Genomic DNA, 26547 nt, shown 5'->3' with positions numbered 1-26547 from the left:
CTAGCCAAAACTAGAAGTTTAGAGGATTTTATCAGCTCTGTCCACTGTAAAGAGGGCCACAGTCATCAGGATATCGACGAGTAAGAGGGCAGCAACAGCTGGCACCCAAGAGTGGAACAGGTCAAAACTGTAACCAAATAGGGTTGGCCCAAAGGCTGCTAGGATATAGCCTCCTGTTTGAGATAGACCGGACAATTGGGCTGTCTTTTCAGGAGCGCTTGTCTTGAGTGAAAAATTGACCATGAGATAAGGGAAGAGGGCACTGGTTGCGGTTCCGATGAGGAGATGGATGGCAAGCCAGTAAAAGAAATTACCGATTGGGAAAAAGAGCATGGAAATGCCGACCACGCCAGCCAGTGAAACCAAAGTGAGCATGAGCTGACGATTACGAGTAGACAAGCTGGTTGTCAGGCTTGGGATGGTCATTGAAAAAGGAATGCTAATCAGAGAGAAGATAGAAGTCAGCAAGCCAGCTTCGTGACTGGATAGGCCTGCATGGATGGCCATGGTAGGTAGCCAGGTCATAGCTGTGTAAAAGAGCAAGGATTGAAAACCTGCAAAGACAATCACTGCCCATACCTGTTTATTATGCATGACCTTTGTTTTGCTTTTCTGTTTGGTTTGTGGAGCCAGTCTGTGATTATAGCGGTGATTTGGGAGCCAGACCAAAAAAGTTGCTAGACAGAGCAGGGTGAGGAGGATGATAAGTCCTTTCCAAGAACTGGCTTGTGTAATGGGCACAGCTAGATAGGAAGCCAGAGCCGTCGCAACCCCCATAGACGTTACATATAAGGTAGTCAGAAAACCAATTTTCTTTGGTTGATTGGCTTGGATAAGACTAGGAAGCAGCACATTGATGACTGCGATACTTGCCCCAACCATCAAGGTTCCTAGATAGAGCAGGGGCAGATTGATTAGTCGAATGAGAGAACCGATGGTCAAGAAGAAAAGGCTGTAGGTGAAGAGATGCTCCAAGCCGATTTTTTGAGCCAGTCGGGTAGAAAAGAGCGAGAAGAGGGTAAACATGAGGAGGGGAAGGCTGGTCAAGACACCAAGCGAACTAACTTCTACTCCCAACCCTTGCGAAATATCTCCCAATATAATGGGTAAAACAGTAAAAGGAGTCCGCAAGGAAACACCAATCAGGATAATACCTGGAACAAAAAAGAGTGATTGCTTTTTCATATAATACCTCTTCTAGCTGATTTTAATAACAGCTTATTTTAAGGCTTTTTCCCTATAATGTCAAGTAAGGTTTTGGGCTTTCAAGATAAAAATGGGAAAGTCTTGAAAATTATGATAAAATAGTGGAAGGAAATCTATACATTGGAGAAAAACTGTGTCTGAAAAGCAAAAAATCAGCGTATTGATGTCGGTCTATATCAAGGAAAATCCGACATTTTTAAAGGATGCTATTGAGAGTGTTCAAAATCAGACCCTGAGACCGAGCGAGTTGGTTCTGGTTGAGGATGGGCCTTTGACACCTGAACTCTATCAGGTATTAGACCAGCTTGAAGCTGAGTCTGATATTCCAGTGAAACGCTATCCTCTTGAGCAGAATCAAGGTTTGGGTCTGGCTCTTCGACAGGGTGTTTTGCAGTGTCAGTACGATATCATCGCTCGTATGGATACAGATGATATAGCTGTTCCAGACCGTTTTGAGAAACAGGTTCAGTTAATGGAGAAGGACAAGCTCGACCTATTAGGTGGACATATTGCAGAGTTTATTGACAATCCTGATGAGATTGTTTCTTACCGTCGTGTTCCGACTCAACATGCAGATATTGTGGCTTATCAAAGGATGAGAAGTGCCTTTAACCACATGACTGTCATGTTCAAGAAGGATATGGTTCTCAAGGCAGGCAACTATGAGGATGGGCTTTATATGGAGGATGACCTTCTCTGGCTCAACATGATTGCTGCAGGAGCCAAGACTGGAAATCTGGATCAAATCTTGTGTAAGGTTCGTGTCGGAGCAGGGATGTTTGAGCGTCGTGGGGGACTGCGTTACCTCAAACTTTATCGTCAAGCTCGTCAACGGATGCTGAAGCGAGGGCAAATTTCTTACATGGAGTATGCCAAGAGTGTTGCCATTCAGATGGTTGTTGCCCTTTGTCCCGGATTTGTCAGACAGTTTATTTTTATGAAACTGTTACGAAAAAGCAAGTAAAAGATTGTAGCAAATCGTAAACTGGATAAAAAGTGTTATAATAACAATATAATGCTCTTCGAAAATCTCTTCAAACCGCGTCAACGTCGCCTTACCGTACTCAAGTACAGCCTGCGGCTAGTTTCCTAGTTTGCTCTTTGATTTTCATTGAGTATAATCATTCGGCTCTTTTAAGGAGGAGTAAATTTCTATGAATAAAAAACTCACAGATTATGTGATTGATCTGGTGGAAATTTTAAATAAACAACAAAAACAGGTTTTCTGGGGAATATTTGATATTTTGAGTATGGTGGTTTCCATCATTGTATCTTATATCTTATTCTACGGCTTGATTAATCCAGCACCTGTTGACTACATTATCTATACGAGTTTGGCCTTCCTGTTCTATCAATTGATGATTGGATTTTGGGGGTTGAACGCGAGTATTAGTCGTTACAGCAAGATTACGGATTTTATGAAAATCTTTTTTGGTGTGACTGCTAGCAGTATCTTGTCATATAGTATCTGCTATGCCTTCTTGCCCCTCTTCTCCATCCGTTTTATTGTGCTCTTTATCTTGTTGAGTACTTTCTTGATTTTATTACCACGGATTACTTGGCAGTTAATCTACTCTAAACGCAAAAAGGGAAGCGGTGATGGAGAACACCGTCGGACCTTCTTGATTGGTGCCGGTGATGGTGGAGCTCTCTTTATGGATAGTTACCAACATCCAACTAGTGAATTAGAACTTGTTGGTATTTTGGACAAGGATTCTAAGAAAAAGGGTCAAAAACTTGGTGGAATCCCTGTTTTGGGTTCATATGATGATCTGCCTGAATTAGCCAAACGCCATCAAATCGAGCGTGTTATCGTTGCGATTCCGTCGCTTGACCCGTCAGAATATGAACGTATCTTGCAGATGTGTAATAAGCTGGGTGTCAAATGTTACAAGATGCCTAAGGTTGAAACGGTTGTTCAGGGACTTCACCAAGCAGGTGGAGGATTCCAGAAGATTGATATCACAGACCTTTTGGGACGTCAGGAAATTCGTCTTGATGAATCGCGTCTGGGCGCAGAACTGACAGGTAAGACAATCTTAGTCACAGGTGCTGGTGGCTCAATCGGTTCTGAAATATGTCGCCAAGTTAGTCGCTTCAATCCTGAACGCATCGTCTTGCTCGGTCATGGGGAAAACTCAATCTACCTTGTTTATCATGAATTGATTCGCAAGTTCCAAGGGATTGATTATGTACCTGTGATTGCGGACATTCAAGACTATGACCGCCTCTTGCAAGTCTTTGAGCAGTACAAGCCAGCTATTGTTTATCATGCGGCTGCTCACAAGCACGTTCCTATGATGGAGCGCAATCCAAAAGAAGCCTTCAAAAACAATATTCGTGGAACTTACAATGTTGCTAAGGCTGTTGATGAAGCTAAAGTACCTAAGATGGTTATGATTTCGACAGATAAGGCGGTTAATCCACCAAATGTTATGGGAGCAACCAAGCGCGTGGCTGAGTTGATTGTCACTGGCTTTAACCAACGTAGCCAATCAACCTACTGTGCAGTTCGTTTTGGGAATGTTCTTGGTAGCCGTGGTAGTGTTATTCCAGTCTTTGAACGTCAGATTGCTGAAGGTGGGCCTGTAACGGTGACAGATTTCCGCATGACCCGTTACTTTATGACCATTCCAGAAGCTAGTCGTCTGGTTATTCATGCTGGTGCTTATGCCAAGGATGGAGAAGTCTTTATCCTTGATATGGGCAAACCAGTCAAAATTTATGATTTGGCTAAGAAAATGGTGCTCCTAAGTGGCCACACCGAAAGCGAAATTCCAATTGTTGAAGTTGGAATCCGCCCAGGTGAAAAACTCTACGAAGAACTCTTGGTTTCAACCGAACTTGTTGATAACCAAGTTATGGATAAGATTTTCGTTGGTAAGGTTAATGTCATGCCTCTAGAAGCCATCGATCAAAAGATTGAAGAGTTCCGCACTCTTAGTGGAGATGAGTTGAAGCAAGCCATTATCGCCTTTGCTAATCAAACAACCCACGTTGAATAAAAAAGAAAAACGCATATTATCAGTCCTTGAGAGCCTGGTAATATGCGTTTTGTTATGTGTAAACTTGCTTCATTTTATTCTGATACTCAATGAAAATCAAATAGCAAACTAGGAAGCTAGGAAGCAAGCCGTAAGTTGTTCAAAGCACAGCGTTGAGGTTGTAGATAGAAACTGACGTGGTTTGAAGAGATTTTCGAAGAGTATGAAATAGAGTTGTTGCCCAGTCTATGTTATTGAAAATACGCCAAAACCTCTAATGGTTTGTGGGCGATATAATCAGGCTGATAGTTTAGTAGATCTGCTTGCTCTCCAAATCCCCAAGTGACGGCCAATTTCTGAATGCCTGTTTCTTGAGCTCCCAGCATATCAAACTTGGTATCTCCGATGATGATGGCTTGTTCTGGTGCTAGTTGATGTGTCTGCAAGGCTTGGCGAATGACATCTGCCTTATGGGGTGCTTTAGGGCTGGAACCATAAATGCCATCAAAGAAATGATAGATTCCCAAATTTTTAGTCATGTCTTGAGCGGTTGGAGTGTTTTTTGTAGTGGTGATATAAAGAGGGTAATGGCTCGATAACTTCTCAAGCAAGTCTACAATCTGAGGGAAGAGTTGAGCTTCATGGATACCTTTTGCCTTGTAGTAAGAACGGTATATCTGCACGGCTTCAGAGATTAGTTCTTTGGGAAGGCAGGTCGCAAAACTACTTTCGAGAGGCGGTCCCATAAAACCACGAATAGTTTTGGCATCAGGGCTAGGCACCCCCAGCTCCTTAAATGTATGAGTAAAGGCATTGTGAATCCCGATAGAACTGTCAACGAGGGTTCCATCTAGATCGAAAAAAATCGCTGTGATAGAGGTCATGGTTTCTCCTATTTGATAAGCTTATTCTCCGAAAATTTCTTTTTGTAAGCGACGACCAGTAGGGGTGGCAGCGAGTCCACCTTCAGCTGTTTCACGAAAGGCAGTTGGCATGCTTGAACCCACTTGGTACATGGCATCGATAACCTCATCTACAGGAATTTTAGATTCGATCCCTGCCAAGGCCATGTCTGCTGCGATGAAGGCAAAGCTAGCTCCCATGGCATTGCGTTTGACGCAGGGAACTTCGACCAAACCTGCAACAGGGTCACAGATGAGGCCCAGCATATTTTTAATGACAAAGGCAATGGCCTGACTGGCCTGATAAGGTGTTCCACCGGCAGCCAGAGTCAAGGCGGCAGCGCTCATAGCAGAGGCCGAACCAACCTCAGCCTGACAGCCGCCTTCAGCACCTGAGATAGAGGCATTGTTTGCGATGACTAGTCCAAAGGCACCGGCAGCAAAGAGGAAATCCAGCTGTTGTTCGTGGCTGAGGTCTAATTTTTCAATAGCAGCTGTTAGAACTGAAGGCAGACAGCCAGCACTTCCAGCGGTCGGAGTGGCACAGACCAAGCCCATTTTGGCATTGTGCTCATTGACTGCGATGGCATTTCGGGCAGCAGAGAGAATCGTGTAATCTGATAGAGTTTTTCCGTTTTTGATATAGTGATCCAATTTGGCAGCATCTCCACCTGTCAGGCCACTACGAGATTTATTTTCATTGAGGCCAAGTTGGACAGAGGCTTTCATGACTTCCAGATTGCGTTCCATGAGAAGGAAGACTTCTTCACGTTCGCGACCGGTCAATTCAAACTCTGTTGTAATCATGAGTTCTGCAACATTTCCTTGAAAGTCCAGATCTGCCTGCTCGACCAATTCTTTGATAGAATAAAACATGCTTCCTCCTATTTAAAGAAATTGACATTGTGGAGATGAGGGATTTTTCGAATTTCTTCGATGGCCTCATCACAGTTGCGACTGTCAACTTCGATAATCATAATAGCTTTTTCCCCAGCTTTTTCACGAGTAACATTCATCTGGGCGATATTGATACCATAGCGGGAAAGTGCTTCTGTTACGAGGGCAATCATACCTGGAATATCTTGATGAACGATGATGATAGTCGGTGTATTCATATTGAGAGAGACGGCAAAGCCATTGAGTTCGGTTACCTGAATATTTCCTCCACCGATAGAAATACCAGTCACACTGATGGTCTTATGAGCATTTTTGACGGTAATTTTAGTGGTGTTTGGGTGAGGAGCATTGCTGTCTTTCTGAATGGTCCAGACAATCTTGATACCACGCTTGTGGGCAATCTCCAGACTATTTGGGATTTCAGGATCATCTGTATCCATGCCCAAAATACCTGCAACAAGGGCTAGGTCTGTTCCGTGACCACGATAGGTTTTGGCAAATGAGTTAAATAGTTGGAATTCGACTTCTGTCGGAGTATCATCAAAAATGGAAGAGACAATCTTCCCAATACGAACAGCACCAGCGGTATGGCTACTAGATGGGCCAATCATAACTGGTCCGATGATATCAAAGACAGATTGAAAGCGAAGTGATTTCATCAGTTTCCCCTTATAAAAATTCTTATCTCTATTATATCAAAGAATGAAGGTCTTGGCTTTAATTGTGGATGAAAACCTTTTTACACTACAAATAGCATAAAAAAGCATCTTTTGTAACAAAAAACAGCTTATTTAGGGAAATAAAAAATAATTTTGTAATATTTCTACATAAAAGTGTCAAGAAACAGTAATATTTAAAGGGTATGATAGTACTATAGAAAGAAGGAGAATTTTCGAATATGAAATCAACAACTAAAAAGATTAAAACAACTCTTGCAGGAGTAGCTGCCTTGTTTGCAGTATTTGCTCCATCATTTGTATCTGCTCAAGAATCATCAACTTACACTGTTAAAGAAGGTGATACACTTTCAGAAATCGCTGAAACTCACAACACAACTGTTGAGAAATTGGCAGAAAACAATCACATTGACAACATTCATTTGATTTATGTTGGTCAAGAGTTGGTTATCGATGGCCCTGTAGCACCGGTTGCAACACCAGCGCCAACTACTTATGCAGCACCAGCAGCTCAAGATGAAACTGTTTCAGCTCCAGCAGCAGAAACTACAGAAGTAGCAGAAGAAGCTCCAGTGGCAAGCGCACCTGTAGCAGAAGCTTCAGCACCAGCTGCAACTGTAAGTGGATCTGAAGCAGAAGCTAAAGAATGGATTGCACAAAAAGAATCAGGTGGTAGCTATACAGCTACAAACGGCCAATACATTGGACGTTACCAATTGACAGATTCATACTTGAACGGTGACTACTCAGCTGAAAACCAAGAACGTGTAGCAGATGCTTACGTTGCAGGACGTTACGGTTCATGGTCAGCCGCTAAAAACTTCTGGCTTAACAACGGCTGGTATTAAGAAATAACGAACAGAATAATATGAAAAGGTCGAGGAAATCCCTCGACTTTTTTATCTTTCCTTCGGTTGATAATAGGTCTCCACTTCTTTTTTGAGAAAGGCTAGAATGGAAGTTTCATCGGTCAGCTCCAGAAGGGAGAACCCTTTTTGGATAAATTTAGCATCATTCCTACAAATCCCAATACGGACATAGCAGATAGCAAGCATATCGTAGCTTTTTTTGTTCTTGGCATCCTCCAATAAAGTGTAGCAGATTTGTTGACACATGTTTTTGTCTTGATGGTATAAGTAAATGGTGGAAAGATTGAGTAGGATTGCCATTCGCAAGTCATATAAATGTTGATAGTTTTTATAGACTTCTAAGCGTTGCAAGATTTTTTCAGTGATGAGATGGAGGTGTTCAATAGGAAAGCTGAAAAGGATGGTATTGAGGATTTTTAGGTCGCTTTCATACCATGTATCTTGTTTTTCAATTTTTTCCCAAAGTTTTTTGACAGTCTGTTTCACTTGGTCTGACAGTTGCTCTGTACCATGTTGACGAATATGAATGACAACTTCAAGCATATCCCTGATTTCTTCTATAGGCAGGTCGTGATGGGTCTTGAGATAGTTTTGGCATGTTTCAAAAAAATGAACTAGACCACTGCCACCAATGATGGAATTCATATTGAGATAAGTTTGCATGATTTCTGTCCGTTGGCTCGGCTGATAGAGATGGCAGATGTAGTCAAACTCTTCAAAACTCATATTAATTTGCCGGAGAAGAAAATCCATATTTTCATATTTAGGAGTCGCCTTCCCACTTTCAATCTTTGATAGGCTGGTTCTTGAAAGGACATTTCCACAGACCTCTTCTTGGGTCAATCCTTTTGACTCTCTTATTTCTTTATAGACCTTTCCGAAATCATAACGCATGATTTTCTCCTTTTCGTGAAAAAAGTTAACAAACAATAAAATCCTATTAAAAATATTGTATCATAGTAATATAAAAAGTAGAAAAGAAAACTAAAATAAGCTTGGTGTAATTTTAAGACGGGGTTAACGGGTACTATGATGTAGCTAGAAAAGAGGTGGAAAAATGTTTAAAAATAAGGAGCTTTTTCGAGTAGTCATGATATTTGTGATAGGAACTATCCTAATTTTAATGACACCAGTCTTATNTAAAGTTGTTATGGAACTATTTTCAAAATAGATAGGCCTCTGCTTTAGGCAGATTAGTGACTCAGGAGGTTAAGTGATGAACTACAATGTAAAATATCTCTTATCAGGAATATTTGTCCTAGTCTTTATAGGTTTCCTAGTCTGGATGCGTTATTTTAATCAGAGGAAGGAAGAAGAACATTCGGATGTGTCTTTTGAAGCGAGGTTAGATAGTGAGGTCAAGGCCTTATATAAACAACTAGGATTGGGTGAGGAACCTAACTATTTCTTAGCTTATCGCTACTTACACCCTTGGTTTAATCTAGCGATCTTACCACCAACAGTTGAAATTTTCTTAACTAAAATAGCGCTGGTGATGGTAACTCCAGATGAACTACTGATAAGAAATCTTGGGAATGGGATGACTTTCACAAGTGAGCATCATCGTGATTTGCGGCAAGGACTTATCCGCATTCCAAAATCAGAGATGAAAGAATTTGAGATTCGTAACTGGAAAAGAGTTTTTATATTTGGCGATTTTTTGACAATTAAAACAAGCCAACATAGCTATTATTTGCAGGTTAGAGATGATGGACTTCAAAAAGGAAGTCTTTCTACCAAACATTTCTCCGACTTGAAACGACAAGATTTTCTAGGATTATTGACAGATAAAAGGACATTCTGATAGACAATTGCCTAAAAATCTAACCTCTAAACGTTCAAACATTCAAAAACCACACAGTGTTTTCAGCCTTAAACACAATTAAGCTGAGAGAATCACTGTGTGGCTTTATTGGAAAGTTAGTTTTTTCCCAGTTTCGTCTCTTCACGGGAGGTATCTCTATGAAAAAAATCAGTCATCTTTGTATGCTCTTGCTCTTACTGTGTACTACGTTTTTTGTCCTGAATGTAAATGTTACACGAGAAATAGTGCGGATTCAGGAGATGGGCAAGACAACTTATTCATTTGACTTGTACTTGAAAGATGTCACTAAACCGACAGAAACGATTCTCCAGTTTTTTGAAGAGGTTGCAAGCCAAGACAAGGTCTCTATTATCAAAGTAGATAATGGAGATGAGGCCGTCAAGGCTGGTGTTTTTGATAAGGAAACCTTCCCCTATCAGGAGTTCGGTCTGACTTCTCTTGATTTTTCAAAGAACGAAAAGGGGGTCTACAGCAACCAGGATCTTCCCAATAATCTAGGAACCATTCCCACCTTTTTAAAGGTGAAACTCATTCGACTCCAGACCTTTCAATCCTATATTGAGGATAAATCCCATACTGTAAATGGACGCTACATGATTACCTCCAGCAAAGAGATAGATCGCGATACCATTCTACAAAAGTGGAGTGATTTTTTCCAGATAGATAAGACGATTTTATTAGAACCCACTTACCGAAGTCAGGTTGGAGTGCTAAATCAAGCTTTGTTACTATCTATCATTATCTTTATCTTGGCAATCTTGCTTGTGATTTTAATGACAGTTTATCAGCCGATGATGGAGATGAAACGAGTGGGGGTTCAAAAGTTACTTGGTTTTCAAAGCAGAGCGATTTTAGCTGGTTTTGTAAAGACAAATTTTTATCTTCTCTTGGGTGGAAGTCTTATCATTGACTTGGGACTATTTTTAGTGCTGGACTACAGACCAAAACTTTTGTTCCCAAGTTTACTCTTATCCCAATTTCTGCTTTTACAGTTGTATTTGTTCATCAGTTGGCTGACCTACCTGATGATTCAGAAAATGACAGTCAGCTCCATGTTGAAGGGTTTTTCATCTGTCAAACTTGGTCTCATCTTCAATTATGTGATGAAAATAGGGACAACTATTTTACTGACGGCCTTATTGATTGGGGTAGGCAGAAGTCTAGAACAAGAAAACAAAGAACTTGCTTATCAGCAACAGTGGGTAAGCCAAGGCAATTACCTGACCTTAGAAACCTTCCAACTCAGTGATAACCTGTGGCAAGAAGAGCTAGCAGGTTCAGGGAAATCTACAGATTATTTCTACCAATTTTATCAAGACTTGCTAGCAAAAACACAAGTAAACTATGTGCGAGGTGCGAGTCTTCCTATCAAACCAGTCATCAAAGCAGAACAAGTGCAGCACTACCAACTGCCTGATGAGGTAGATGTTTACTATGCAAACCGTCAATTCTTAGAGAGTAAGGGCTTTAAGCTACCTGATATCGGCACTAAAAAAGTTATTTTGATGCCAGCCAGTGATAAAGGACAAGAAGGCAAGAATCAGTTCTTGGGAAAATCTATCGCCTATCTTTCTATGAGGTATGAAGATCAACAAAAGAAAACAATAGAAGATATGGATGTAGAAATTGCCTACTATGAAGGAGATTGGTCTTTCTTCCCTTATAATAATGAGCGAAAGGAAAATCTCCACAATCCAATCATTAGTCTGGTAAATGATCAAGACATGATGTGGGAAGAAAAGACTCACTTGTCAACGACAGGTTTAAACAATCCGATGAAAGTTGAAAATACAGAACAAAATCAAAAAGTGATTACGGAGTTAGTCGATAACTTATCTGATGGTAGCTATTTAAAATTTTCATCGATTCAAGCCATTCAAGAGGAGATAGTTGATACCTATCGGGATTCTGTTCGCAATTTTAACGTTCTGTTTGCCTTATTTGCTCTTCTTAGTATGATTGTCTCCTACTTTTTACTCGTTACTACTTTCTTGTTGAAGCGCAGGGATATCATTACCAAGAAGTTTATGGGGTGGAAACTGGTCGATCGCTACCGTCCTCTCTTAGTTCTGCTCTTGCTGGGCTATAGTCTACCTCTTCTAGTCTTGATTTTCTTTGCCCATGCGTTCTTGCCACTTCTGCTGTTTGCAGGCTTTACATGTCTGGATATACTATTTGTGCTAGTATTGGCTTCTAGGATGGAGAAAAGAAGTCTAGTAGAATTATTGAAAGGGGGCATCTTATGATTGAGTTAGAAAATATTACCAAAACCATTGGAGGAAAAGTGATTTTGGATCACTTGTCTCTCAGGATTGATCAGGGAGATTTGGTTGCCATCGTTGGAAAAAGTGGTAGTGGTAAGTCGACCTTGTTAAATTTATTAGGTTTGATAGATGGTGATTATAGCGGACGGTATGAGATTTTTGGTCAGACAAATTTAGCGGTCAATTCTGCTAAGTCGCAAACAATAATCCGTGAACATATCTCTTATCTGTTTCAAAATTTTGCCCTGATTGATGATGAAACGGTCGAGTACAATCTCATGCTGGCGCTGAAATATGTGAAATTGTCTAAGAAAGACAAGCTCAAAAAGGTGGAAGAGATTTTAGAGAGAGTAGGTTTGTCAGCTACTTTGCATCAAAAGGTCTCCGAGTTATCTGGTGGCGAACAACAACGAATTGCAGTTGCTAGAGCCATCTTAAAACCCAGCCAGCTGATTTTAGCCGATGAACCAACAGGTTCTCTGGATCCTGAAAATAGAGATTTAGTCTTGAAGTTTCTCTTAGAGATGAATCGCGAGGGGAAAACAGTCATTATTGTGACCCACGATGCTTATGTAGCCCAACAATGTCATCGTATCATTGAATTGGGCGAGGGGAAATGAGTTAGCTCTGCTTATTTTGACTGACTGAATACTCATGTTTCCCCACAGATAAATAGCATCAATAAGCCTAGGAATGAAATTTTTATGTAGTTTTCCTAAGTTTTTAAGGAACAACTTGGCCATGTCCTAGATAAACTGGCTCATCTCAAAGGTGTTTTATTAGACTTGGCGGAAAATCATGTGGAGACGATCATGCCGGGCTATACCCATCTGCAACATGCTCAGCCTATTAGTTTTGCCCACCACCTGATGGTTTACTACAATATGTTTCAAAGAGATAGTGAACGTTTTGAATTTAACCAGAAGCATACAGACCTATGCCCTCTAGGTGCGGCAGCTTTGGCAGGAACGACTTTCCCCATTGATCGCCAATTGTCTAGCAATTTGCTGGAGTTTAAGCAACCTTATACAAATTCTTTGGATGCTGTTAGTGACCGCGATTTTATCTTAGAATTTCTATCCAACGCCAGCATACTCATGATGCATATGAGCCGTTTTTGCGAAGAAATAATAAATTGTTGTAGTTTTGAGTACCAATTCATTACCTTGTCAGATACGTTTACAACAGGTTCCTCTATTATGCCCCAAAAGAAAAATCCAGATATGGCTGAGTTGATTCGAGGAAAGACTGGTAGAGTTTATGGGAATCTGTTTGGACTATTGACAGTCATGAAGTCCTTGCCTTTAGCTTATAATAAGGATTTGCAAGAGGATAAGGAAGAGATGTTTGATACGGTCGAAACGATTTTAAATTCCCTTGATGTGTTGGCAGGTATGTTATCTAGCTTGCAGGTAAACAAGGAAAAAATGCAAGAGTCTACAGAGAAGGACTTTTCAAATGCAACTGAGTTAGCAGATTATTTGGCAGGGAAAGGTTTGCCATTTAGAGAAGCTCATGAGGTTGTGGGAAGATTAGTGCTAGACTCTATCAAGTCTGATAAAAATATTCAAGATTGGACTTTGGAGGAATTACAAACCTATCATTCCCTCATTGCCGAGGATATTTATGTCTACTTACAACCTAAAACTGCTGTTCAAAGACGAAATTCCTTGGGAGGTACAGGATTTGTTCAAGTGAAATACCAGATTGCAGTTGCTAAGAAAGCGAATAAAGATTTAAAAAGTTGATAAGCAGTAAAAATAAAGGCGCAAGCTTATTTTCATAATAAGGCAGTGTGAGCTTATTTTGTGATTTTTATCCGTTTTGTAATGATTTTTTGTCTACTATGTAGGATGGATATAAACTCAATTTCAGAAGAAATGAAGTAAATCTTTCCACAATAAAACGCATATTATCAAGGTTTTTGTGTACTAACCCCCAAAAGTTAGATTTTTTCTGTCTAACTTTTGGGGTGCAGTTCATTGTCTACCTGATACTATGCGTTTTTATGATTTCAAATCTTTTTTGGCCAGTCTTTTTCTTAAGGATTAACGCTGACCGAATGATGTAACTCCGCCACCTAAACTAGCGAGATCATCACTGTTTGTTGTGGGAACTCCAGCATTGTTACTATTGGTATTAGTCTCTGCTTGAACTTCTGAAGTATTAGCTGCTTGATTTTGTGTACTTGCCACATCATTTCCGTTGCTGCCAGCACTATCAGATGAAGGTTGTTCGCTTGCAGGCGCTTGTGAACTGTATCTGCTCCCATTTGACTCAGTATAGGTTGGAGTGTAGCTCTCTCCTCCTGAAGAATAGGTTTCTCTTTCCCTCTCGCTACTAGTCGTTCCTGTTTCTTTTTTGTCAGTCTTTTGTCCTTCTTTTTTGGTCAAGACTTCAACTTGCTTTTGGAATTTAGAAATTAGTTCTTGGATGGGTTTTATTTTTTCATCAATAGTGGCTTGTTCGCTTGTGGAGTTGACACTTTTAATGATTCCTAGTATTTTTTGTAAGGAAGTGATGGCTGTTTCAAGTGTTTGTTTATCTTCAAACTGACTATCGGATTCCTTTATATCCATTTTTAAAGCTTTTTCGCTATAATGATTGGTGATTTTATCGGACGTAGTAGTAAGAAAGTCTGCTAATGTTTGCTTGCCTTCGTCAGTGTTTGGCTTCAATTCTTGAATTCTTTTCCAATCTTCTATAATTGTTTCAGAATCGATATTAAAATCTTTGATGGCTTTTTTTACTTGTTCGACATCTTGTTCATTTTTTTGCCGTTTGAAGAAAGCAATATTGCCTCTTTCTGTTAAGATGTTTTCTTGATGAATGACTAAACCTATTAAAAGTCCAAGACTTGCGACAATGATAATAGTAAAAATGGTGTTTTTTGATTTTAGAATATCTTTGTAGTTTTTCACAATCGTTCTACGTACATGGATGGTAGTATCTTTAAGGGATCATGTACGTATTCCTCCTCATTACAGTATATCATTTTTAGTTTATTTTATAAATAAGATAATAAGCAGTAGAGGGATTAAGCTATAAATTACCTTCTTTTTAAACAATTATATATGTATTTACAGAGAGGCTTGTAGATTATCATCCTCTTTCTTGTCTTCTCTAACCAAGCATGTTATAATGAATACTGCTCAAGCGACCTTCAATCGTTAAGCACACACGACCTTCAATCGTGAACTAGTCATTTCGTTTATCTTTTATTACGTCGTTAACTCGTCTTGCCTAACTCAAGTTATGCCTGCGACTCGTTGCCTAGTCCTAAAAGCAAACGAAAAGACTATACTCGAAGAAATTCTATTGAAAGTCATAGTAAATAGAATTTTGAGGGGTATAAATAAACGAATAGATGGGAGACTTACCATGAGTGATAGCTCTAAAACACGTGTTGTTGTGGGGATGAGTGGTGGTGTCGATTCGTCGGTGACGGCTCTTTTACTCAAGGAGCAGGGCTACGATGTGATCGGTATCTTCATGAAGAACTGGGATGACACAGATGAAAACGGCGTCTGTACGGCGACCGAAGATTACAAGGATGTGTCTGCGGTGGCAGACCAGATTGGCATTCCTTACTACTCTGTCAACTTTGAAAAAGAGTACTGGGACCGCGTTTTTGAGTATTTCCTAGCGGAATATCGTGCAGGACGCACGCCCAATCCAGATGTTATGTGCAATAAGGAAATCAAGTTTAAGGCCTTTTTGGACTATGCCATGACCTTGGGGGCAGACTATGTAGCGACTGGGCATTATGCCCGAGTGGCGCGTGATGAGGATGGCATCGTTCACATGCTTCGTGGCGTGGACAATGGCAAGGATCAGACTTATTTCCTCAGCCAACTTTCGCAAGAACAACTTCAAAAAACCATGTTCCCACTAGGACATTTGGAAAAGCCAGAAGTTCGCAGACTAGCAGAAGAAGCAGGCCTTGCAACTGCTAAGAAGAAAGACTCGACAGGGATTTGCTTTATCGGAGAAAAGAACTTTAAAAATTTCCTCAGTAACTACCTGCCAGCTCAGCCTGGTCGCATGATGACTGTGGATGGTCGCGATATGGGCGAGCATGCTGGGCTTATGTACTATACGATTGGTCAGCGTGGTGGACTTGGTATCGGTGGGCAACACGGTGGTGACAATGCCCCTTGGTTCGTTGTCGGAAAAGACCTCAGCAAGAATATCCTCTATGTAGGACAAGGTTTCTACCATGACTCGCTTATGTCAACCAGCCTAGAGGCTAGCCAAGTCCACTTTACTCGTGACATGCCAGAGGAATTTACGCTAGAATGCACAGCAAAATTCCGCTACCGTCAGCCTGATTCTAAGGTGACCGTCCATGTCAAAGGAGACAAGGCAGAGGTTATCTTTGCAGAACCGCAACGCGCGATTACACCAGGACAGGCAGTTGTCTTTTACGATGGCGAAGAGTGTCTAGGTGGCGGTTTGATTGACAATGCTTACCGTGACGGACAAGTTTGTCAGTACATTTAGATTGACAAATTTTCTCAATTTGCTACAATAATAGAAGCAATAGAAATGATGGTCAAAGCTCATGGATGTTGCAGGCTTTTTTGTCCTGCACTTCTTTGGAGTTTTGACTGTTTTTGTGTCGTTTAAGGGAAAGGACAAGAATGATTCAACAAGACTTTCGAACAAAAACAGGAAATACAGTTTTTGGAGTTCGGGCGACAGCCTTGATTATCCAGAATCGCAAGCTTCTAGTCACCAAAGACAAGGGCAAGTATTACACTATCGGTGGTGCGATCCAAGTTAACGAAAGAACGGAAGATGCGGTAGTCCGTGAAGTGAGGGAAGAATTGGGTGTCAAAGCTCAAGCTGGGCAACTAGCTTTCGTGGTTGAAAATCGTTTTGAACAGGACGGTGTTTTCTATCACAATATCGAGTTTCATTATCTGGTGGATTTGCTTGAAGATGCCCCATTGACCATGCAGGAAGATGAGAAAAGTCAGCCCTGTGAGTGGATTGATTTGGATAAACTTGAGGATTTCCAGTTAGTTCCAGCCTTTCTAAAAACAGCCTTACCAGATTGGGACGGCCAACTAAGACACATTCATCTTGAGGAATAGGAGAGAAATATGACTTATAATTTTACTGAAGAATACGATATTATTGTAATTGGTGCGGGACACGCTGGGGTCGAGGCTTCCTTGGCCGCTAGCCGTATGGGCTGTAAGGTCTTGCTTGCGACTATCAACATTGAAATGCTGGCTTTCATGCCTTGTAACCCCTCTATCGGTGGTTCTGCCAAGGGAATTGTTGTGCGTGAAGTCGATGCCCTCGGTGGTGAAATGGCTAAGACCATTGACAAGACTTACATCCAGATGAAGATGCTCAACACAGGGAAGGGGCCAGCTGTCCGTGCCCTTCGTGCGCAAGCTGATAAGGAACTTTACTCTAAGGAAATGCGCAAGACGGTTGAAAATCAAGAAAATTTGACCCTTCGTCAAACCATGATTGATGAGATTTTGGTGGAAGATGGCAAGGTTGTCGGTGTTCGTACAGCTACCCATCAAGAATACGCTGCTAAGGCTGTTATTGTGACGACAGGCACTGCTCTCCGTGGGGAAATTATCATTGGAGACCTCAAGTACTCGTCAGGCCCTAACCACAGCCTAGCTTCTATTAACCTTGCTGACAATCTCAAGGAATTGGGCCTCGAAATCGGTCGTTTCAAGACAGGAACCCCTCCACGTGTCAAGGCTTCTTCAATCAATTACGATGTGACCGAGATTCAGCCAGGAGACGAAGCGCCAAATCACTTCTCATATACTTCACGTGATGAGGACTATGTCAAGGATCAAGTGCCATGCTGGTTGACCTACACCAACGGTACCAGTCATGAGATTATCCAAAACAACCTCCACCGTGCGCCTATGTTTACAGGTGTGGTCAAGGGAGTAGGGCCTCGTTACTGTCCGTCAATTGAGGACAAGATTGTGCGCTTTGCGGACAAGGAACGCCACCAACTCTTCCTTGAGCCAGAAGGGCGCAATACAGAGGAAGTCTATGTTCAAGGCCTATCAACCAGTCTGCCAGAGGATGTACAGCGTGAGCTGGTTCATTCTATCAAAGGTTTGGAAAATGCAGAGATGATGCGAACAGGTTATGCCATTGAGTATGACATGGTCTTGCCGCACCAGTTGCGTGCGACTCTGGAAACCAAGAAAATCTCCGGACTTTTCACTGCTGGTCAGACCAATGGAACGTCAGGTTACGAAGAAGCTGCTGGGCAAGGGATTATCGCAGGTATCAATGCGGCTTTGAAAGTCCAAGGCAAGCCTGAGTTGATTTTGAAGCGTAGTGACGGTTATATTGGGGTCATGATTGACGACTTGGTGACCAAGGGAACGATTGAGCCTTATCGCCTTTTGACCAGTCGTGCTGAATACCGCCTCATTCTCCGCCATGACAATGCTGATATGCGTTTGACTGAGATGGGACGTGAGATTGGTCTTGTGGATGATGAACGCTGGGCTCGCTTTGAAATCAAGAAAAATCAATTTGAAAATGAGATGAAACGCCTAGACAGCATCAAACTCAAGCCAGTCAAGGAAATCAATGCCAAGGTTGAGGAGATGGGTTTCAAGCCTTTGACAGATGCAGTGACAGCCAAGGAATTCCTTCGCCGTCCAGAAGTTTCTTACCAAGATGTGGTGGCCTTCATCGGACCAGCTGCAGAGGACTTGGATGACAAGATTATCGAATTGATTGAAACAGAAATCAAGTACGAAGGCTATATTTCCAAAGCCATGGACCAGGTTGCCAAGATGAAACGCATGGAAGAAAAACGCATTCCAGCCAATATTGATTGGGATGACATTGATTCTATCGCGACCGAAGCCCGTCAGAAGTTCAAACTTATTAATCCAGAAACCATCGGCCAAGCCAGCCGTATTTCGGGAGTAAACCCAGCAGATATTTCTATTTTGATGGTGTATCTTGAGGGTAAAAATCGTAGTATTTCTAAGAATCAAGAAAAGAAAGCATAGAAAAAACAGCTCCGTCGGGGCTGTTTTCTTGATTTATTCTTCGTCTGGTGTGAGGATCATCGGGATGATGATCGGTTCACGTTCTGTATTTTCATAAAGGAAGGGGCGAATAGCGTTGACAATGGCACCATTGACAGATTGCACGCTAGCATCCTTGTTTTTCAGTGCGATACGAATGGCATTGAAAAGGATACGCTGACTTTGACGAATCAAGTCGCCAGACTCTCTCATGTAGACAAAACCTCGGCTGAGGATATCTGGACCAGACAGAATCATCTGAGACTTGAAGTCAACAGTTGCAACTGCCAGAACGACACCGTCTTCCGATAGATCACGACGATCTTTGAGGACAGCAGCACCGATTTCACCGATACGATTTCCATCGACATAGATATCTTGGGCGTTGAAATGACCTGCGATACGAGCAGAGTCAGCAGTAAGGGCAAGCACATCACCATTGCTCATGATAAAGATATTGTCCTTCTCAACACCAGTATCTACTGCTAGTCCAGCGTGGACCTTTTGCATGCGGTATTCACCGTGGACAGGCATGAAGTATTTTGGCTTAATCAAGCGGAGCATGAGTTTTTGCTCTTGCTGGCCACCGTGTCCAGAGGTATGGATATTGTTAACCTTACCGTGGATAACTTCGACACCAGCTTCAGAAATGATGTTGATCAGCTTGTTGACGCTAGTAGTGTTTCCAGGGATCGGACTAGAAGAGAAGATAACCGTATCGCCTGGTTGGAGTTGTACCTGACGGTGGGTTCCGTTGGCGATACGAGAGAGGGCCGCCATAGGTTCACCCTGACTACCTGTACAGAGGATAAGAATCTCGCCTGCAGGGTAGTCTTTGATTTCATTTGGCTCGATAAAGGTTCCCTTAGGAGCTTTGATGTAGCCAAGGTCGATTCCGTTGACAATGGCCTTTTCCATAGAACGACCAAAGACAGCGATCTTGCGCCCAGTCTTAACAGCAGCTTCTGTTGCTTGCTGGAGACGGAAGATATTTGAGGCAAAGGATGCAAAGATGATACGTCCTTCGATGCCTTGGATAATCTTCATGATGGACTGGCCAACGACTTTTTCAGAGTTGGTAAAGGTTGGAACTTCTGCATTTGTCGAGTCAGACAGGAGACAGAGCACGCCTTCTTCACCAAGAGCTGCCATACGGTGCAAGTCTGCTGGTTCACCAACTGGTGTAAAGTCAAACTTGAAGTCACCCGTACAGACGATTTTTCCTTGAGGAGTATGAATGACAATCCCCAAAGGCTCTGGAATAGAGTGAGTCGTTCTAAAGAAAGTTGCCTTGAGATTTTTAAAGGTCAACTCAGTGTTGTGGTTGATTTCGTAAAGTTTGGCGTTGCGCAAGAGGCCGTGTTCTTCGAGTTTCCCACGGATCAAAGCCAAGGCAAGCGGTCCAGCATAGATTGGGACATTTGCTTGCTTGAGTAGGAATGGAATTCCACCGATGTGGTCCTCGTGTCCGTGTGTAATCAAAACAGCCTTGACGCGGTCGATATTGTCCACGATGTAAGAGTAATCAGGAATGACATAGTCGATACCCAGCAAGTCATCTTCTGGGAATTTAATCCCAGCATCTACGATGATAATCTCGTCTTGGTATTCAATTCCGTATGTGTTTTTCCCGATTTCTCCCAGACCACCGATGGCAAAAACGCCAACTTCTTCAGGTTTAAGAGTATAGGCCATATTAGAACTCCGTGATTTCGAAGGCGCCAGTTTCTTTTTCGTAATCTAGCAATTTGTCAGACAAGAGTTCGATATACTCGATATTGTACTCTGGGCGATTTTCTTCGACAAGTTGACGAGCAGCGATACGGCCCTCAAGTTCTGAGTTAGCATCGATGTCTAGGTAAAGTGCGCGTGTAGTTTCACGACGTGGGCTACGTTCTTTTGTTTCTTGATAAAAAACTTTGTAAATCATATAGTTCCTTTCTATTTACAGGTCAGCTTATTCCAAACTTTTAGCATAGATTTGCTTGATTTCATTCCATTTTGTGTCTAGATTGACCTTGATTCGTTACAATTATTTCAATTATACCACAAAATGAAAAATTAGTAAAAGACGGAAACGAGAAAGTCACAGGACGATTTCTTTGGTAATCGTTTGCAAAAATAAAGAAAATATGTTATTTTGATAATGGAAATGAGTTTTATTGTTTGTCATAATTCCATATAGATTTTAAGTCAAGGAGGTTGCCCTATGTATAACTTATTTGCTTTTGCTATCGGAGCTCGCTTGGTAGCTTTTATTGTTTTTGTTGCTTGCGTTTATGCGGGGAATCTTCTATTTGCCAAACTGGAACGACGACAAACTAAGTTCTTGTGGAAAATTACCTTTGTGACTCTCTACTCGCTTTTTCTCCTCCTCGTAACCTATGTCGTTTGGTTTGTATTTTACTTTGGATTAAATGCTTAGATGCCCTGCTCATGCTGGGGTATTTTTGTTTGGGGATAAAGAAAATTCCCATGTGCCAGCTTTTGTAGTATAATAGTAAGCAGACAAAAAGATAGGAATGTGTTATGAAAGTATTAGCTTTTGATACGTCTAGCAAGGCTCTTTCTCTCGCTATTTTAGAGGACAAGCAGGTTCTTGCCGAGACGACGATTAATATTAAGAAAAATCACAGTATTACCCTCATGCCTGCCATTGATTTTTTAATGGCGAGTATGGATTGGACGCCCAAGGATTTGGACCGAATCGTGGTGGCAGAAGGGCCAGGTAGCTACACAGGCTTGCGAATCGCGGTAGCCACTGCCAAGATCTTAGCTCACACTCTGAATATCGAGTTAGTTGGTATGTCTAGCCTCTTGGCGCTGGTGCCCTACCAACAAGAAGGTTTGTTTATCCCCTTGATGGATGCTCGTCGCAACAATGTTTATGCAGGATTTTATGAAAATGCTAAACCTGTCATGCCGGAAGCGCACCTATCTTTTGAAGAGGTGTTAGAAAAAGTTAAGGGTGCTAGTCAGGTTACCTTTGTCGGAGAAGTCGGCCCCTTTGTGGAGCAGATTCAAGAACACTTGCCAAGGACTAACTATAAAGAAACCTTGCCTAATGCAGCCAATCTTGCTCTTTTGGCTTGGGACAAGGGAGCAGACTCCTTGCATGATTTTGTGCCGAACTACCTCAAACGTGTTGAGGCTGAGGAAAACTGGCTCAAGAACCACACCGAGTCTGGCGAGTCTTACATTAAACGCCTATGATAGAAATTAAACGAATCCAACAGCAGCCTGACCTGGCTCAAGCCATCTACGCTGTTATGGCGGATGTTTACCCAGTCAGTCCTTGGACGCTGGAACAAATTCAAGCAGACCTGTCCCAAGATCAGACTTGGTATGCTCTGGCTTATGATGGGGCAGAAGTGATTGGCTTTCTAGCTGTGCAGGAAAATATCTTTGAGGCAGAGGTCCTGCAAATCGCTGTCAAAGGAGCTTATCAGGGTCAGGGGATTGCCTCAGCCTTGTTTGCTCAATTGCCGACAGATAAGGAGATTTTCCTAGAAGTCAGAAAGTCAAATCATCGAGCGCAAACATTTTACAAGAAAGAAAAGATGGCGGTCATCGCTGAGCGAAAGGCCTACTACCATGATCCAGTCGAGGACGCCATCATCATGAAGAGAGAAATAGATGAAGGATAGATATATTTTAGCATTTGAGACATCCTGTGATGAGACCAGTGTTGCCGTCTTGAAAAACGATGATGAGCTCTTGTCCAATGTCATTGCTAGTCAAATTGAGAGTCACAAACGTTTTGGGGGCGTAGTGCCGGAAGTAGCCAGTCGTCACCATGTCGAGGTCATTACAGCCTGTATTGAGGAGGCATTAGCAGAAGCAAGGATTACCGAAGAGGACGTGACAGCTGTGGCGGTTACCTATGGACCGGGCTTGGTCGGAGCCTTACTAGTCGGTTTGTCAGCTGCTAAGGCCTTTGCTTGGGCTCATGGACTTCCGCTGATTCCTGTTAACCACATGTCTGGTCACCTCATGGCCGCTCAGAGTGTGGAGCCTTTGGAGTTTCCCTTGCTAGCCCTCTTGGTCAGCGGTGGACACACAGAGTTGGTTTATGTTTCTGAGGCTGGTGACTACAAGATTGTTGGGGAAACGCGAGATGACGCGGTTGGTGAGGCCTATGATAAGGTCGGCCGTGTCATGGGCTTGACCTATCCTGCAGGTCGTGAGATTGATGAGCTAGCTCATCAGGGGCAGGATATTTATGATTTTCCCCGTGCCATGATTAAGGAAGATAATCTAGAGTTTTCATTCTCAGGTTTGAAATCTGCCTTTATCAATCTTCACCACAATGCCGAGCAAAAGGGAGAAAGTCTGTCTACAGAGGATTTGTGTGCTTCCTTCCAAGCAGCTGTACTGGATATTCTTATGGCCAAAACTAAGAAGGCTTTGGAGAAATACCCTGTTAAAACTCTTGTCGTGGCAGGTGGTGTGGCAGCCAATAAAGGTCTCAGAGAACGCCTAGCAACTGAAATTACAGATGTCAATGTCATCATTCCCCCTCTGCGCCTTTGCGGAGACAATGCAGGAATGATTGCCTATGCCAGCGTCAGCGAGTGGAACAAAGAAAACTTCGCAAGCTTGGATCTCAATGCCAAACCAAGCCTCGCTTTTGATACGATGAAATAAAATGGAGTCTGTCTGATTACAATCAGCAGACTTTTTTCTCTTTCCTGAATGTGTTATAATAGTCCATGCTGTGGCTGGAGCTTTTTCAGCCACCTATTAAGACAATATGAGGAGAAAGATGAAAGAAAAAGGATTTTGGGAGGGGGCACAGGCAGCCATGCCAACGGCCCTTGGTTATGTCAGCATCGGACTGGCCTGTGGGATTATCGGTGCTCCCTATGTGACACCTGTTGAGATGGGCTTGATGAGCCTCTTTGTTTATGCTGGAAGCGCCCAGTTTGCCATGCTGGCACTGATTGCGGTTCAAGCACCTGTAGCGGCTATTGCTATGACGGTTTTTTTGATTAATTTACGTCTCTTTTTGTTGAGTTTACACGCATCGACTTATTTCCGTCATACCAGTCTCTGGCACAATATCGGTATGTCTAGTCTTTTGACGGATGAGACTTATGGCGTTTTGATGGGCGAGTTAGCCCATGCAGACAAGGTCAATCCTATGTGGATGCACGGAAACAATCTCAACAGCTATGTGGCTTGGTTTGTGGGAACAGTTGTCGGAACGGCTCTAGGTGGCCTGCTGCCAAATCCAGAAATCTTTGGCTTGGATTTTGCCCTGGTTGGGATGTTCATTGGAATTTTTGCTTCGCAATTCCAGATTATGCAAAGACGGATTCCTGTCCGCAATCTGCTCATTATCTTAGCAGTTGTTGCGGTGTCCTTCTTTTTGCTCTTGACAGTGGTGTCTCAGTCACTAGCTGTTCTGTTTGCGACCTTGCTAGGTTGTACAATGGGGGTGGTTTTAGATGGTCAGTAAGTATCTTTTATTAGCAGTTATTTTCTCTGGCTTGGTGACTTGGATTCCCCGTATGATTCCCTTCATCTTAGTCAAGTATAAGGGCTTGCCTGCGATCGTTGAGCGTTTTTTGAAGTTCTTGCCCGTCTCTATTATCTTTGCCTTGATTCTTTCAAGCGTAGTGACAGGCAAGGTTGGGAGTCTTCCTCAAATCAAATGGCTGGACTTCTTAGCAGTCTTTCCAACAGCTTGGGTAGCCTTTCGCTACCGCAATCTAGTCGGAACAGTTCTCTTTGGAGTGGTCTTAATTGCAGTCTTGCGTTTGGTCTTTTAATACTCTTCGAAAATCAAATTCAAACCACGTCAGCGTCGCCATACCGTACTCAAGTACAGCTTGCGGCTAGCTTCCTAGTTTGCTCTTTGATTTTCATTGAGTATAAATTAGCCATAAAGAAAACCTATCACAGAGATAGATATCATATAATGGCGCAAATGGTCTTTTTCTGTTAAGATTATAAGGTATTCTATTTTGGAGGAAATGACATGAAAAAAATCGTTAAATACTCATCTCTTGCTGCCCTAGGGCTTGTTGCTGCAGGTGTGCTGGCAGCTTGCTCAGGTGGTGCTAAGAAAGAAGGAGAAGCAACTAGCAAGAAAGAAATCATCGTTGCAACCAATGCTTCACCAAAACCATTCAACTATGAAGAAAATGGTGAATTGACTGGTTATGAAATTGAAGTGGTTCGCGCTATCTTTAAAGACTCTGACAAGTATGATGTCAAGTTTGAGAAGACAGAGTGGTCAGGAGTCTTTGCAGGACTTGATGCTGACCGTTACCAAATGGCCGTTAACAACATCAGCTACACTAAAGAACGTGCGGAGAAATACCTTTATGCAGCTCCAACAGCTAAAAACCCTAACGTTCTTGTAGTGAAAAAAGACGATTCTAGCATCAAATCACTTGATGATATCGGTGGAAAATCAACAGAAGTTGTTCAAGGGACAACATCTGCTAAACAGTTAGAAGACTACAACAAACAACACTCAGATAATCCAACTGTCCTTAACTACACTAGAGCAGACTTCCAACAAATCATGGGACGCTTGAGCGATGGTCAGTTTGACTACAAGATTTTTGATAAAATCGGTGTTGAAACAGTCATCAAGAACCAAGGCTTGGACAACTTGAAAGTCATTGAACTTCCAAGCGACCAACAACCTTACGTTTACCCACTTCTTGCTAAAGGTCAAGATGAGTTGAAATCATTTGTAGACAAACGTATCCAAGAACTCTACAAAGACGGAACTCTTGAAAAATTGTCTAAACAATTCTTCGGAGACACTTATCTACCAGCAGAAGCTGATATTAAATAATTTCTTGAAATCATCCATTCTGAATAAGATGGGTGATTTCTCAGTTTTTAGGGATATAGTTTTAAACTATATATCTGACTATCTAATAACAATTTGTGGAATCAAATAAATTGTGAGATACTAGTACGGTATTATTTTTAAGGAGAAAGAATCATGAAAATCAAAAAATGGCTTGGTGTAGCAGCCCTTGCTACAGTCGCAGGTTTGGCTCTTGTCGCTTGCGGAAACTCAGAAAAGAAAGCAGACAATGCAACAACTATCAAAATCGCAACTGTTAACCGTAGCGGTTCTGAAGAAAAACGTTGGGACAAAATCCAAGAATTGGTTAAAAAAGACGGTATCACTTTGGAATTTACAGAGTTCACAGACTACTCACAACCAAACAAGGCAACTGCTGATGGTGAAGTAGACTTGAACGCTTTCCAACACTACAACTTCTTGAACAACTGGAACAAAGAAAACGGGAAAGACCTTGTAGCGATTGCAGATACTTACATCTCTCCAATTCGCCTTTACTCAGGTTTGAATGGAAGTGACAACAAGTACACTAAAGTAGAAGACATCCCAGCAAACGGAGAAATTGCTGTACCAAACGACGCTACAAACGAAAGCCGTGCGCTTTACTTGCTTCAATCAGCTGGCTTGATTAAATTGGACGTTTCAGGAACTGCTCTTGCAACAGTTGCTAACATCAAAGAAAATCCAAAGAACTTGAAAATCACTGAATTGGATGCTAGCCAAACAGCTCGTTCATTGTCATCAGTTGACGCTGCCGTTGTAAACAATACCTTCGTTACAGAAGCAAAATTGGACTACAAGAAAGCACTTTTCAAAGAACAAGCTGATGAAAATTCAAAACAATGGTACAACATCATTGTTGCGAAAAAAGATTGGGAATCATCACCTAAGGCTGATGCTATCAAGAAAGTTGTTGCAGCTTACCATACAGATGAAGTGAAAAAAGTTATCGAAGAAACATCAGACGGTTTGGATCAACCAGTTTGGTAATAAGAAACAGGGAGGTGGGAGAGAGAATTCCACCTCTTGCTTTTGTATAGAGCATGGATTG

General features: G+C 42.0%; 25 protein-coding genes and 1 pseudogene. 18 read left to right on the top strand and 8 right to left on the bottom strand.

The window, feature by feature from the left end:
* Window positions 1-18 precede the first annotated feature (18 nt).
* On the bottom strand, window positions 19-1185 hold the full coding sequence (locus tag D8837_RS00585) for a CynX/NimT family MFS transporter (RefSeq protein ID WP_084865146.1): 1167 nt from the start codon (window positions 1183-1185) through the stop codon (window positions 19-21).
* A gap of 154 nt (window positions 1186-1339) precedes the next feature.
* Between D8837_RS00585 and D8837_RS00580 the strand changes: the two genes are divergently transcribed.
* Entirely contained in the window at window positions 1340-2170 is an 831-nt protein-coding gene (locus D8837_RS00580; RefSeq protein ID WP_125455859.1) for a glycosyltransferase, read from the top strand.
* A 190-nt stretch (window positions 2171-2360) separates the two neighbouring features.
* Window positions 2361-4211 carry a polysaccharide biosynthesis protein gene (locus D8837_RS00575; protein WP_045605200.1) on the top strand — a complete coding sequence of 617 codons (1851 nt, stop codon included), beginning with the start codon at window positions 2361-2363 and terminating at the stop codon, window positions 4209-4211.
* A gap of 230 nt (window positions 4212-4441) precedes the next feature.
* On the opposite strand, the gene D8837_RS00570 is transcribed toward D8837_RS00575, so the two are convergent.
* From D8837_RS00570 to sdaAB, 3 genes are read right to left on the bottom strand one after another with little or no spacing between them, the layout of a single operon-like run.
* Window positions 4442-5074: an HAD family hydrolase gene (locus D8837_RS00570; protein ID WP_125455858.1), complete on the bottom strand. Its 633-nt coding sequence runs from the start codon at window positions 5072-5074 to the stop codon at window positions 4442-4444.
* Between the two features lie 21 nt (window positions 5075-5095).
* Window positions 5096-5968 carry an L-serine ammonia-lyase, iron-sulfur-dependent, subunit alpha gene (gene sdaAA, locus D8837_RS00565; RefSeq protein ID WP_049509903.1) on the bottom strand — a complete coding sequence of 291 codons (873 nt, stop codon included), beginning with the start codon at window positions 5966-5968 and terminating at the stop codon, window positions 5096-5098.
* Between the two features lie 8 nt (window positions 5969-5976).
* A complete protein-coding gene (gene sdaAB, locus D8837_RS00560; RefSeq protein WP_000838912.1) occupies window positions 5977-6648 on the bottom strand; it encodes an L-serine ammonia-lyase, iron-sulfur-dependent subunit beta in 672 nt (223 codons plus the stop codon).
* 239 nt (window positions 6649-6887) lie between these two features.
* Between sdaAB and D8837_RS00555 the strand changes: the two genes are divergently transcribed.
* Entirely contained in the window at window positions 6888-7514 is a 627-nt protein-coding gene (locus tag D8837_RS00555; protein ID WP_125455857.1) for a LysM peptidoglycan-binding domain-containing protein, read from the top strand.
* A 51-nt stretch (window positions 7515-7565) separates the two neighbouring features.
* Here the strand turns inward: D8837_RS00555 and D8837_RS00550 are convergent, their stop codons facing one another.
* Window positions 7566-8429 (bottom strand): helix-turn-helix domain-containing protein, encoded by an 864-nt coding sequence (locus D8837_RS00550; RefSeq protein ID WP_125455856.1) that lies wholly within the window; start codon window positions 8427-8429, stop codon window positions 7566-7568.
* Window positions 8430-8751: 322 nt separating this feature from the next.
* On the opposite strand from D8837_RS00550, the gene D8837_RS00545 reads away from it, so the two are divergent.
* The 4 genes and pseudogenes from D8837_RS00545 to argH form a co-directional block, all read left to right on the top strand.
* Window positions 8752-9339, top strand: a complete 588-nt coding sequence (locus D8837_RS00545) for a hypothetical protein (protein ID WP_125455884.1) — start codon at window positions 8752-8754, stop codon at window positions 9337-9339.
* Between the two features lie 158 nt (window positions 9340-9497).
* Window positions 9498-11606 (top strand): bacteriocin-associated integral membrane family protein, encoded by a 2109-nt coding sequence (locus D8837_RS00540; protein WP_125455855.1) that lies wholly within the window; start codon window positions 9498-9500, stop codon window positions 11604-11606.
* The gene (locus tag D8837_RS00535; RefSeq protein WP_000571036.1) at window positions 11603-12244 is read left to right on the top strand and encodes an ABC transporter ATP-binding protein; all 642 of its coding nucleotides are present in this window, start codon (window positions 11603-11605) and stop codon (window positions 12242-12244) included. The genes D8837_RS00540 and D8837_RS00535 overlap by 4 nt, the downstream gene beginning before the upstream one ends.
* 105 nt (window positions 12245-12349) lie before the next feature.
* Window positions 12350-13372 (top strand): annotated as a pseudogene (gene argH / locus D8837_RS00530) (argininosuccinate lyase); the annotation flags it as partial.
* 300 nt (window positions 13373-13672) lie between these two features.
* Here argH and D8837_RS00525 read toward each other — a convergent pair.
* Window positions 13673-14545, bottom strand: coding sequence for a hypothetical protein (locus D8837_RS00525; RefSeq protein WP_125455854.1), 873 nt, complete (start codon window positions 14543-14545; stop codon window positions 13673-13675).
* Between the two features lie 460 nt (window positions 14546-15005).
* On the opposite strand from D8837_RS00525, the gene mnmA reads away from it, so the two are divergent.
* The 3 genes from mnmA to mnmG all read left to right on the top strand — a co-directional run bounded on the left by mnmA (window position 15006) and on the right by mnmG (window position 18646).
* The gene (mnmA, locus tag D8837_RS00520) at window positions 15006-16127 is read left to right on the top strand and encodes a tRNA 2-thiouridine(34) synthase MnmA (protein ID WP_125455853.1); all 1122 of its coding nucleotides are present in this window, start codon (window positions 15006-15008) and stop codon (window positions 16125-16127) included.
* Between the two features lie 140 nt (window positions 16128-16267).
* Window positions 16268-16723 (top strand): NUDIX hydrolase, encoded by a 456-nt coding sequence (locus D8837_RS00515; protein ID WP_185755626.1) that lies wholly within the window; start codon window positions 16268-16270, stop codon window positions 16721-16723.
* Between the two features lie 9 nt (window positions 16724-16732).
* Complete coding sequence (gene mnmG / locus D8837_RS00510) at window positions 16733-18646, top strand: tRNA uridine-5-carboxymethylaminomethyl(34) synthesis enzyme MnmG (RefSeq protein WP_125455851.1); 1914 nt, start codon at window positions 16733-16735, stop codon at window positions 18644-18646.
* 33 nt (window positions 18647-18679) lie between these two features.
* Here the strand turns inward: mnmG and rnjA are convergent, their stop codons facing one another.
* Together rnjA and D8837_RS00500 are read right to left on the bottom strand one after the other, a co-directional pair.
* Window positions 18680-20359, bottom strand: a complete 1680-nt coding sequence (gene rnjA / locus D8837_RS00505) for a ribonuclease J1 (protein ID WP_033682444.1) — start codon at window positions 20357-20359, stop codon at window positions 18680-18682.
* A 1-nt stretch (window position 20360) separates the two neighbouring features.
* Window positions 20361-20594, bottom strand: coding sequence for a DNA-dependent RNA polymerase subunit epsilon (locus D8837_RS00500; RefSeq protein ID WP_000639571.1), 234 nt, complete (start codon window positions 20592-20594; stop codon window positions 20361-20363).
* Between the two features lie 279 nt (window positions 20595-20873).
* Here D8837_RS00500 and D8837_RS00495 point away from each other — a divergent pair, with 279 nt between their 5' ends.
* The 8 genes from D8837_RS00495 (at window position 20874) to D8837_RS00455 (ending at window position 26486) form a co-directional block, all read left to right on the top strand.
* Window positions 20874-21089, top strand: coding sequence for a hypothetical protein (locus tag D8837_RS00495; RefSeq protein ID WP_000282478.1), 216 nt, complete (start codon window positions 20874-20876; stop codon window positions 21087-21089).
* A 104-nt stretch (window positions 21090-21193) separates the two neighbouring features.
* The gene (gene tsaB / locus D8837_RS00490) at window positions 21194-21877 is read left to right on the top strand and encodes a tRNA (adenosine(37)-N6)-threonylcarbamoyltransferase complex dimerization subunit type 1 TsaB (RefSeq protein ID WP_125455850.1); all 684 of its coding nucleotides are present in this window, start codon (window positions 21194-21196) and stop codon (window positions 21875-21877) included.
* Window positions 21874-22311, top strand: a complete 438-nt coding sequence (rimI, locus tag D8837_RS00485) for a ribosomal protein S18-alanine N-acetyltransferase (RefSeq protein WP_125455849.1) — start codon at window positions 21874-21876, stop codon at window positions 22309-22311. Before tsaB ends, rimI begins: the two co-directional genes overlap by 4 nt.
* Window positions 22301-23311: a tRNA (adenosine(37)-N6)-threonylcarbamoyltransferase complex transferase subunit TsaD gene (tsaD, locus tag D8837_RS00480; RefSeq protein ID WP_125455848.1), complete on the top strand. Its 1011-nt coding sequence runs from the start codon at window positions 22301-22303 to the stop codon at window positions 23309-23311. Before rimI ends, tsaD begins: the two co-directional genes overlap by 11 nt.
* Before the next feature lie 118 nt (window positions 23312-23429).
* Window positions 23430-24125, top strand: coding sequence for an AzlC family ABC transporter permease (locus tag D8837_RS00475; protein ID WP_125455847.1), 696 nt, complete (start codon window positions 23430-23432; stop codon window positions 24123-24125).
* Entirely contained in the window at window positions 24115-24438 is a 324-nt protein-coding gene (locus D8837_RS00470; RefSeq protein ID WP_000253936.1) for an AzlD domain-containing protein, read from the top strand. The genes D8837_RS00475 and D8837_RS00470 overlap by 11 nt, the downstream gene beginning before the upstream one ends.
* A gap of 209 nt (window positions 24439-24647) precedes the next feature.
* A complete protein-coding gene (locus tag D8837_RS00460) occupies window positions 24648-25478 on the top strand; it encodes an amino acid ABC transporter substrate-binding protein (protein ID WP_125455846.1) in 831 nt (276 codons plus the stop codon).
* 153 nt (window positions 25479-25631) lie between these two features.
* Window positions 25632-26486 (top strand): MetQ/NlpA family ABC transporter substrate-binding protein, encoded by an 855-nt coding sequence (locus tag D8837_RS00455; RefSeq protein WP_125455845.1) that lies wholly within the window; start codon window positions 25632-25634, stop codon window positions 26484-26486.
* Window positions 26487-26547: the final 61 nt, after the last annotated feature.

Origin of the sequence: Streptococcus mitis, from assembly GCF_003942965.1 — a bacterium.
Taxonomy (GTDB): domain Bacteria; phylum Bacillota; class Bacilli; order Lactobacillales; family Streptococcaceae; genus Streptococcus; species Streptococcus mitis_BH.
Note: the sequence above shows the minus strand (reverse complement) of the source record. Positions and strands in the feature narration are given on the sequence as shown.

Coding starts and splice junctions, on each gene's coding strand:
- D8837_RS00585 (WP_084865146.1), bottom strand. CDS start 1,185: ATGAAAAAGCAATCACTCTTTTTTGTTCCAGGTATTATCCTGATTGGT.
- D8837_RS00575 (WP_045605200.1), top strand. CDS start 2,361: ATGAATAAAAAACTCACAGATTATGTGATTGATCTGGTGGAAATTTTA.
- D8837_RS00570 (WP_125455858.1), bottom strand. CDS start 5,074: ATGACCTCTATCACAGCGATTTTTTTCGATCTAGATGGAACCCTCGTT.
- sdaAA (WP_049509903.1), bottom strand. CDS start 5,968: ATGTTTTATTCTATCAAAGAATTGGTCGAGCAGGCAGATCTGGACTTT.
- sdaAB (WP_000838912.1), bottom strand. CDS start 6,648: ATGAAATCACTTCGCTTTCAATCTGTCTTTGATATCATCGGACCAGTT.
- D8837_RS00555 (WP_125455857.1), top strand. CDS start 6,888: ATGAAATCAACAACTAAAAAGATTAAAACAACTCTTGCAGGAGTAGCT.
- D8837_RS00550 (WP_125455856.1), bottom strand. CDS start 8,429: ATGCGTTATGATTTCGGAAAGGTCTATAAAGAAATAAGAGAGTCAAAA.
- D8837_RS00545 (WP_125455884.1), top strand. CDS start 8,752: ATGAACTACAATGTAAAATATCTCTTATCAGGAATATTTGTCCTAGTC.
- D8837_RS00540 (WP_125455855.1), top strand. CDS start 9,498: ATGAAAAAAATCAGTCATCTTTGTATGCTCTTGCTCTTACTGTGTACT.
- D8837_RS00535 (WP_000571036.1), top strand. CDS start 11,603: ATGATTGAGTTAGAAAATATTACCAAAACCATTGGAGGAAAAGTGATT.
- mnmA (WP_125455853.1), top strand. CDS start 15,006: ATGAGTGATAGCTCTAAAACACGTGTTGTTGTGGGGATGAGTGGTGGT.
- D8837_RS00515 (WP_185755626.1), top strand. CDS start 16,268: ATGATTCAACAAGACTTTCGAACAAAAACAGGAAATACAGTTTTTGGA.
- mnmG (WP_125455851.1), top strand. CDS start 16,733: ATGACTTATAATTTTACTGAAGAATACGATATTATTGTAATTGGTGCG.
- rnjA (WP_033682444.1), bottom strand. CDS start 20,359: ATGGCCTATACTCTTAAACCTGAAGAAGTTGGCGTTTTTGCCATCGGT.
- D8837_RS00500 (WP_000639571.1), bottom strand. CDS start 20,594: ATGATTTACAAAGTTTTTTATCAAGAAACAAAAGAACGTAGCCCACGT.
- D8837_RS00495 (WP_000282478.1), top strand. CDS start 20,874: ATGTATAACTTATTTGCTTTTGCTATCGGAGCTCGCTTGGTAGCTTTT.
- tsaB (WP_125455850.1), top strand. CDS start 21,194: ATGAAAGTATTAGCTTTTGATACGTCTAGCAAGGCTCTTTCTCTCGCT.
- rimI (WP_125455849.1), top strand. CDS start 21,874: ATGATAGAAATTAAACGAATCCAACAGCAGCCTGACCTGGCTCAAGCC.
- tsaD (WP_125455848.1), top strand. CDS start 22,301: ATGAAGGATAGATATATTTTAGCATTTGAGACATCCTGTGATGAGACC.
- D8837_RS00475 (WP_125455847.1), top strand. CDS start 23,430: ATGAAAGAAAAAGGATTTTGGGAGGGGGCACAGGCAGCCATGCCAACG.
- D8837_RS00470 (WP_000253936.1), top strand. CDS start 24,115: ATGGTCAGTAAGTATCTTTTATTAGCAGTTATTTTCTCTGGCTTGGTG.
- D8837_RS00460 (WP_125455846.1), top strand. CDS start 24,648: ATGAAAAAAATCGTTAAATACTCATCTCTTGCTGCCCTAGGGCTTGTT.
- D8837_RS00455 (WP_125455845.1), top strand. CDS start 25,632: ATGAAAATCAAAAAATGGCTTGGTGTAGCAGCCCTTGCTACAGTCGCA.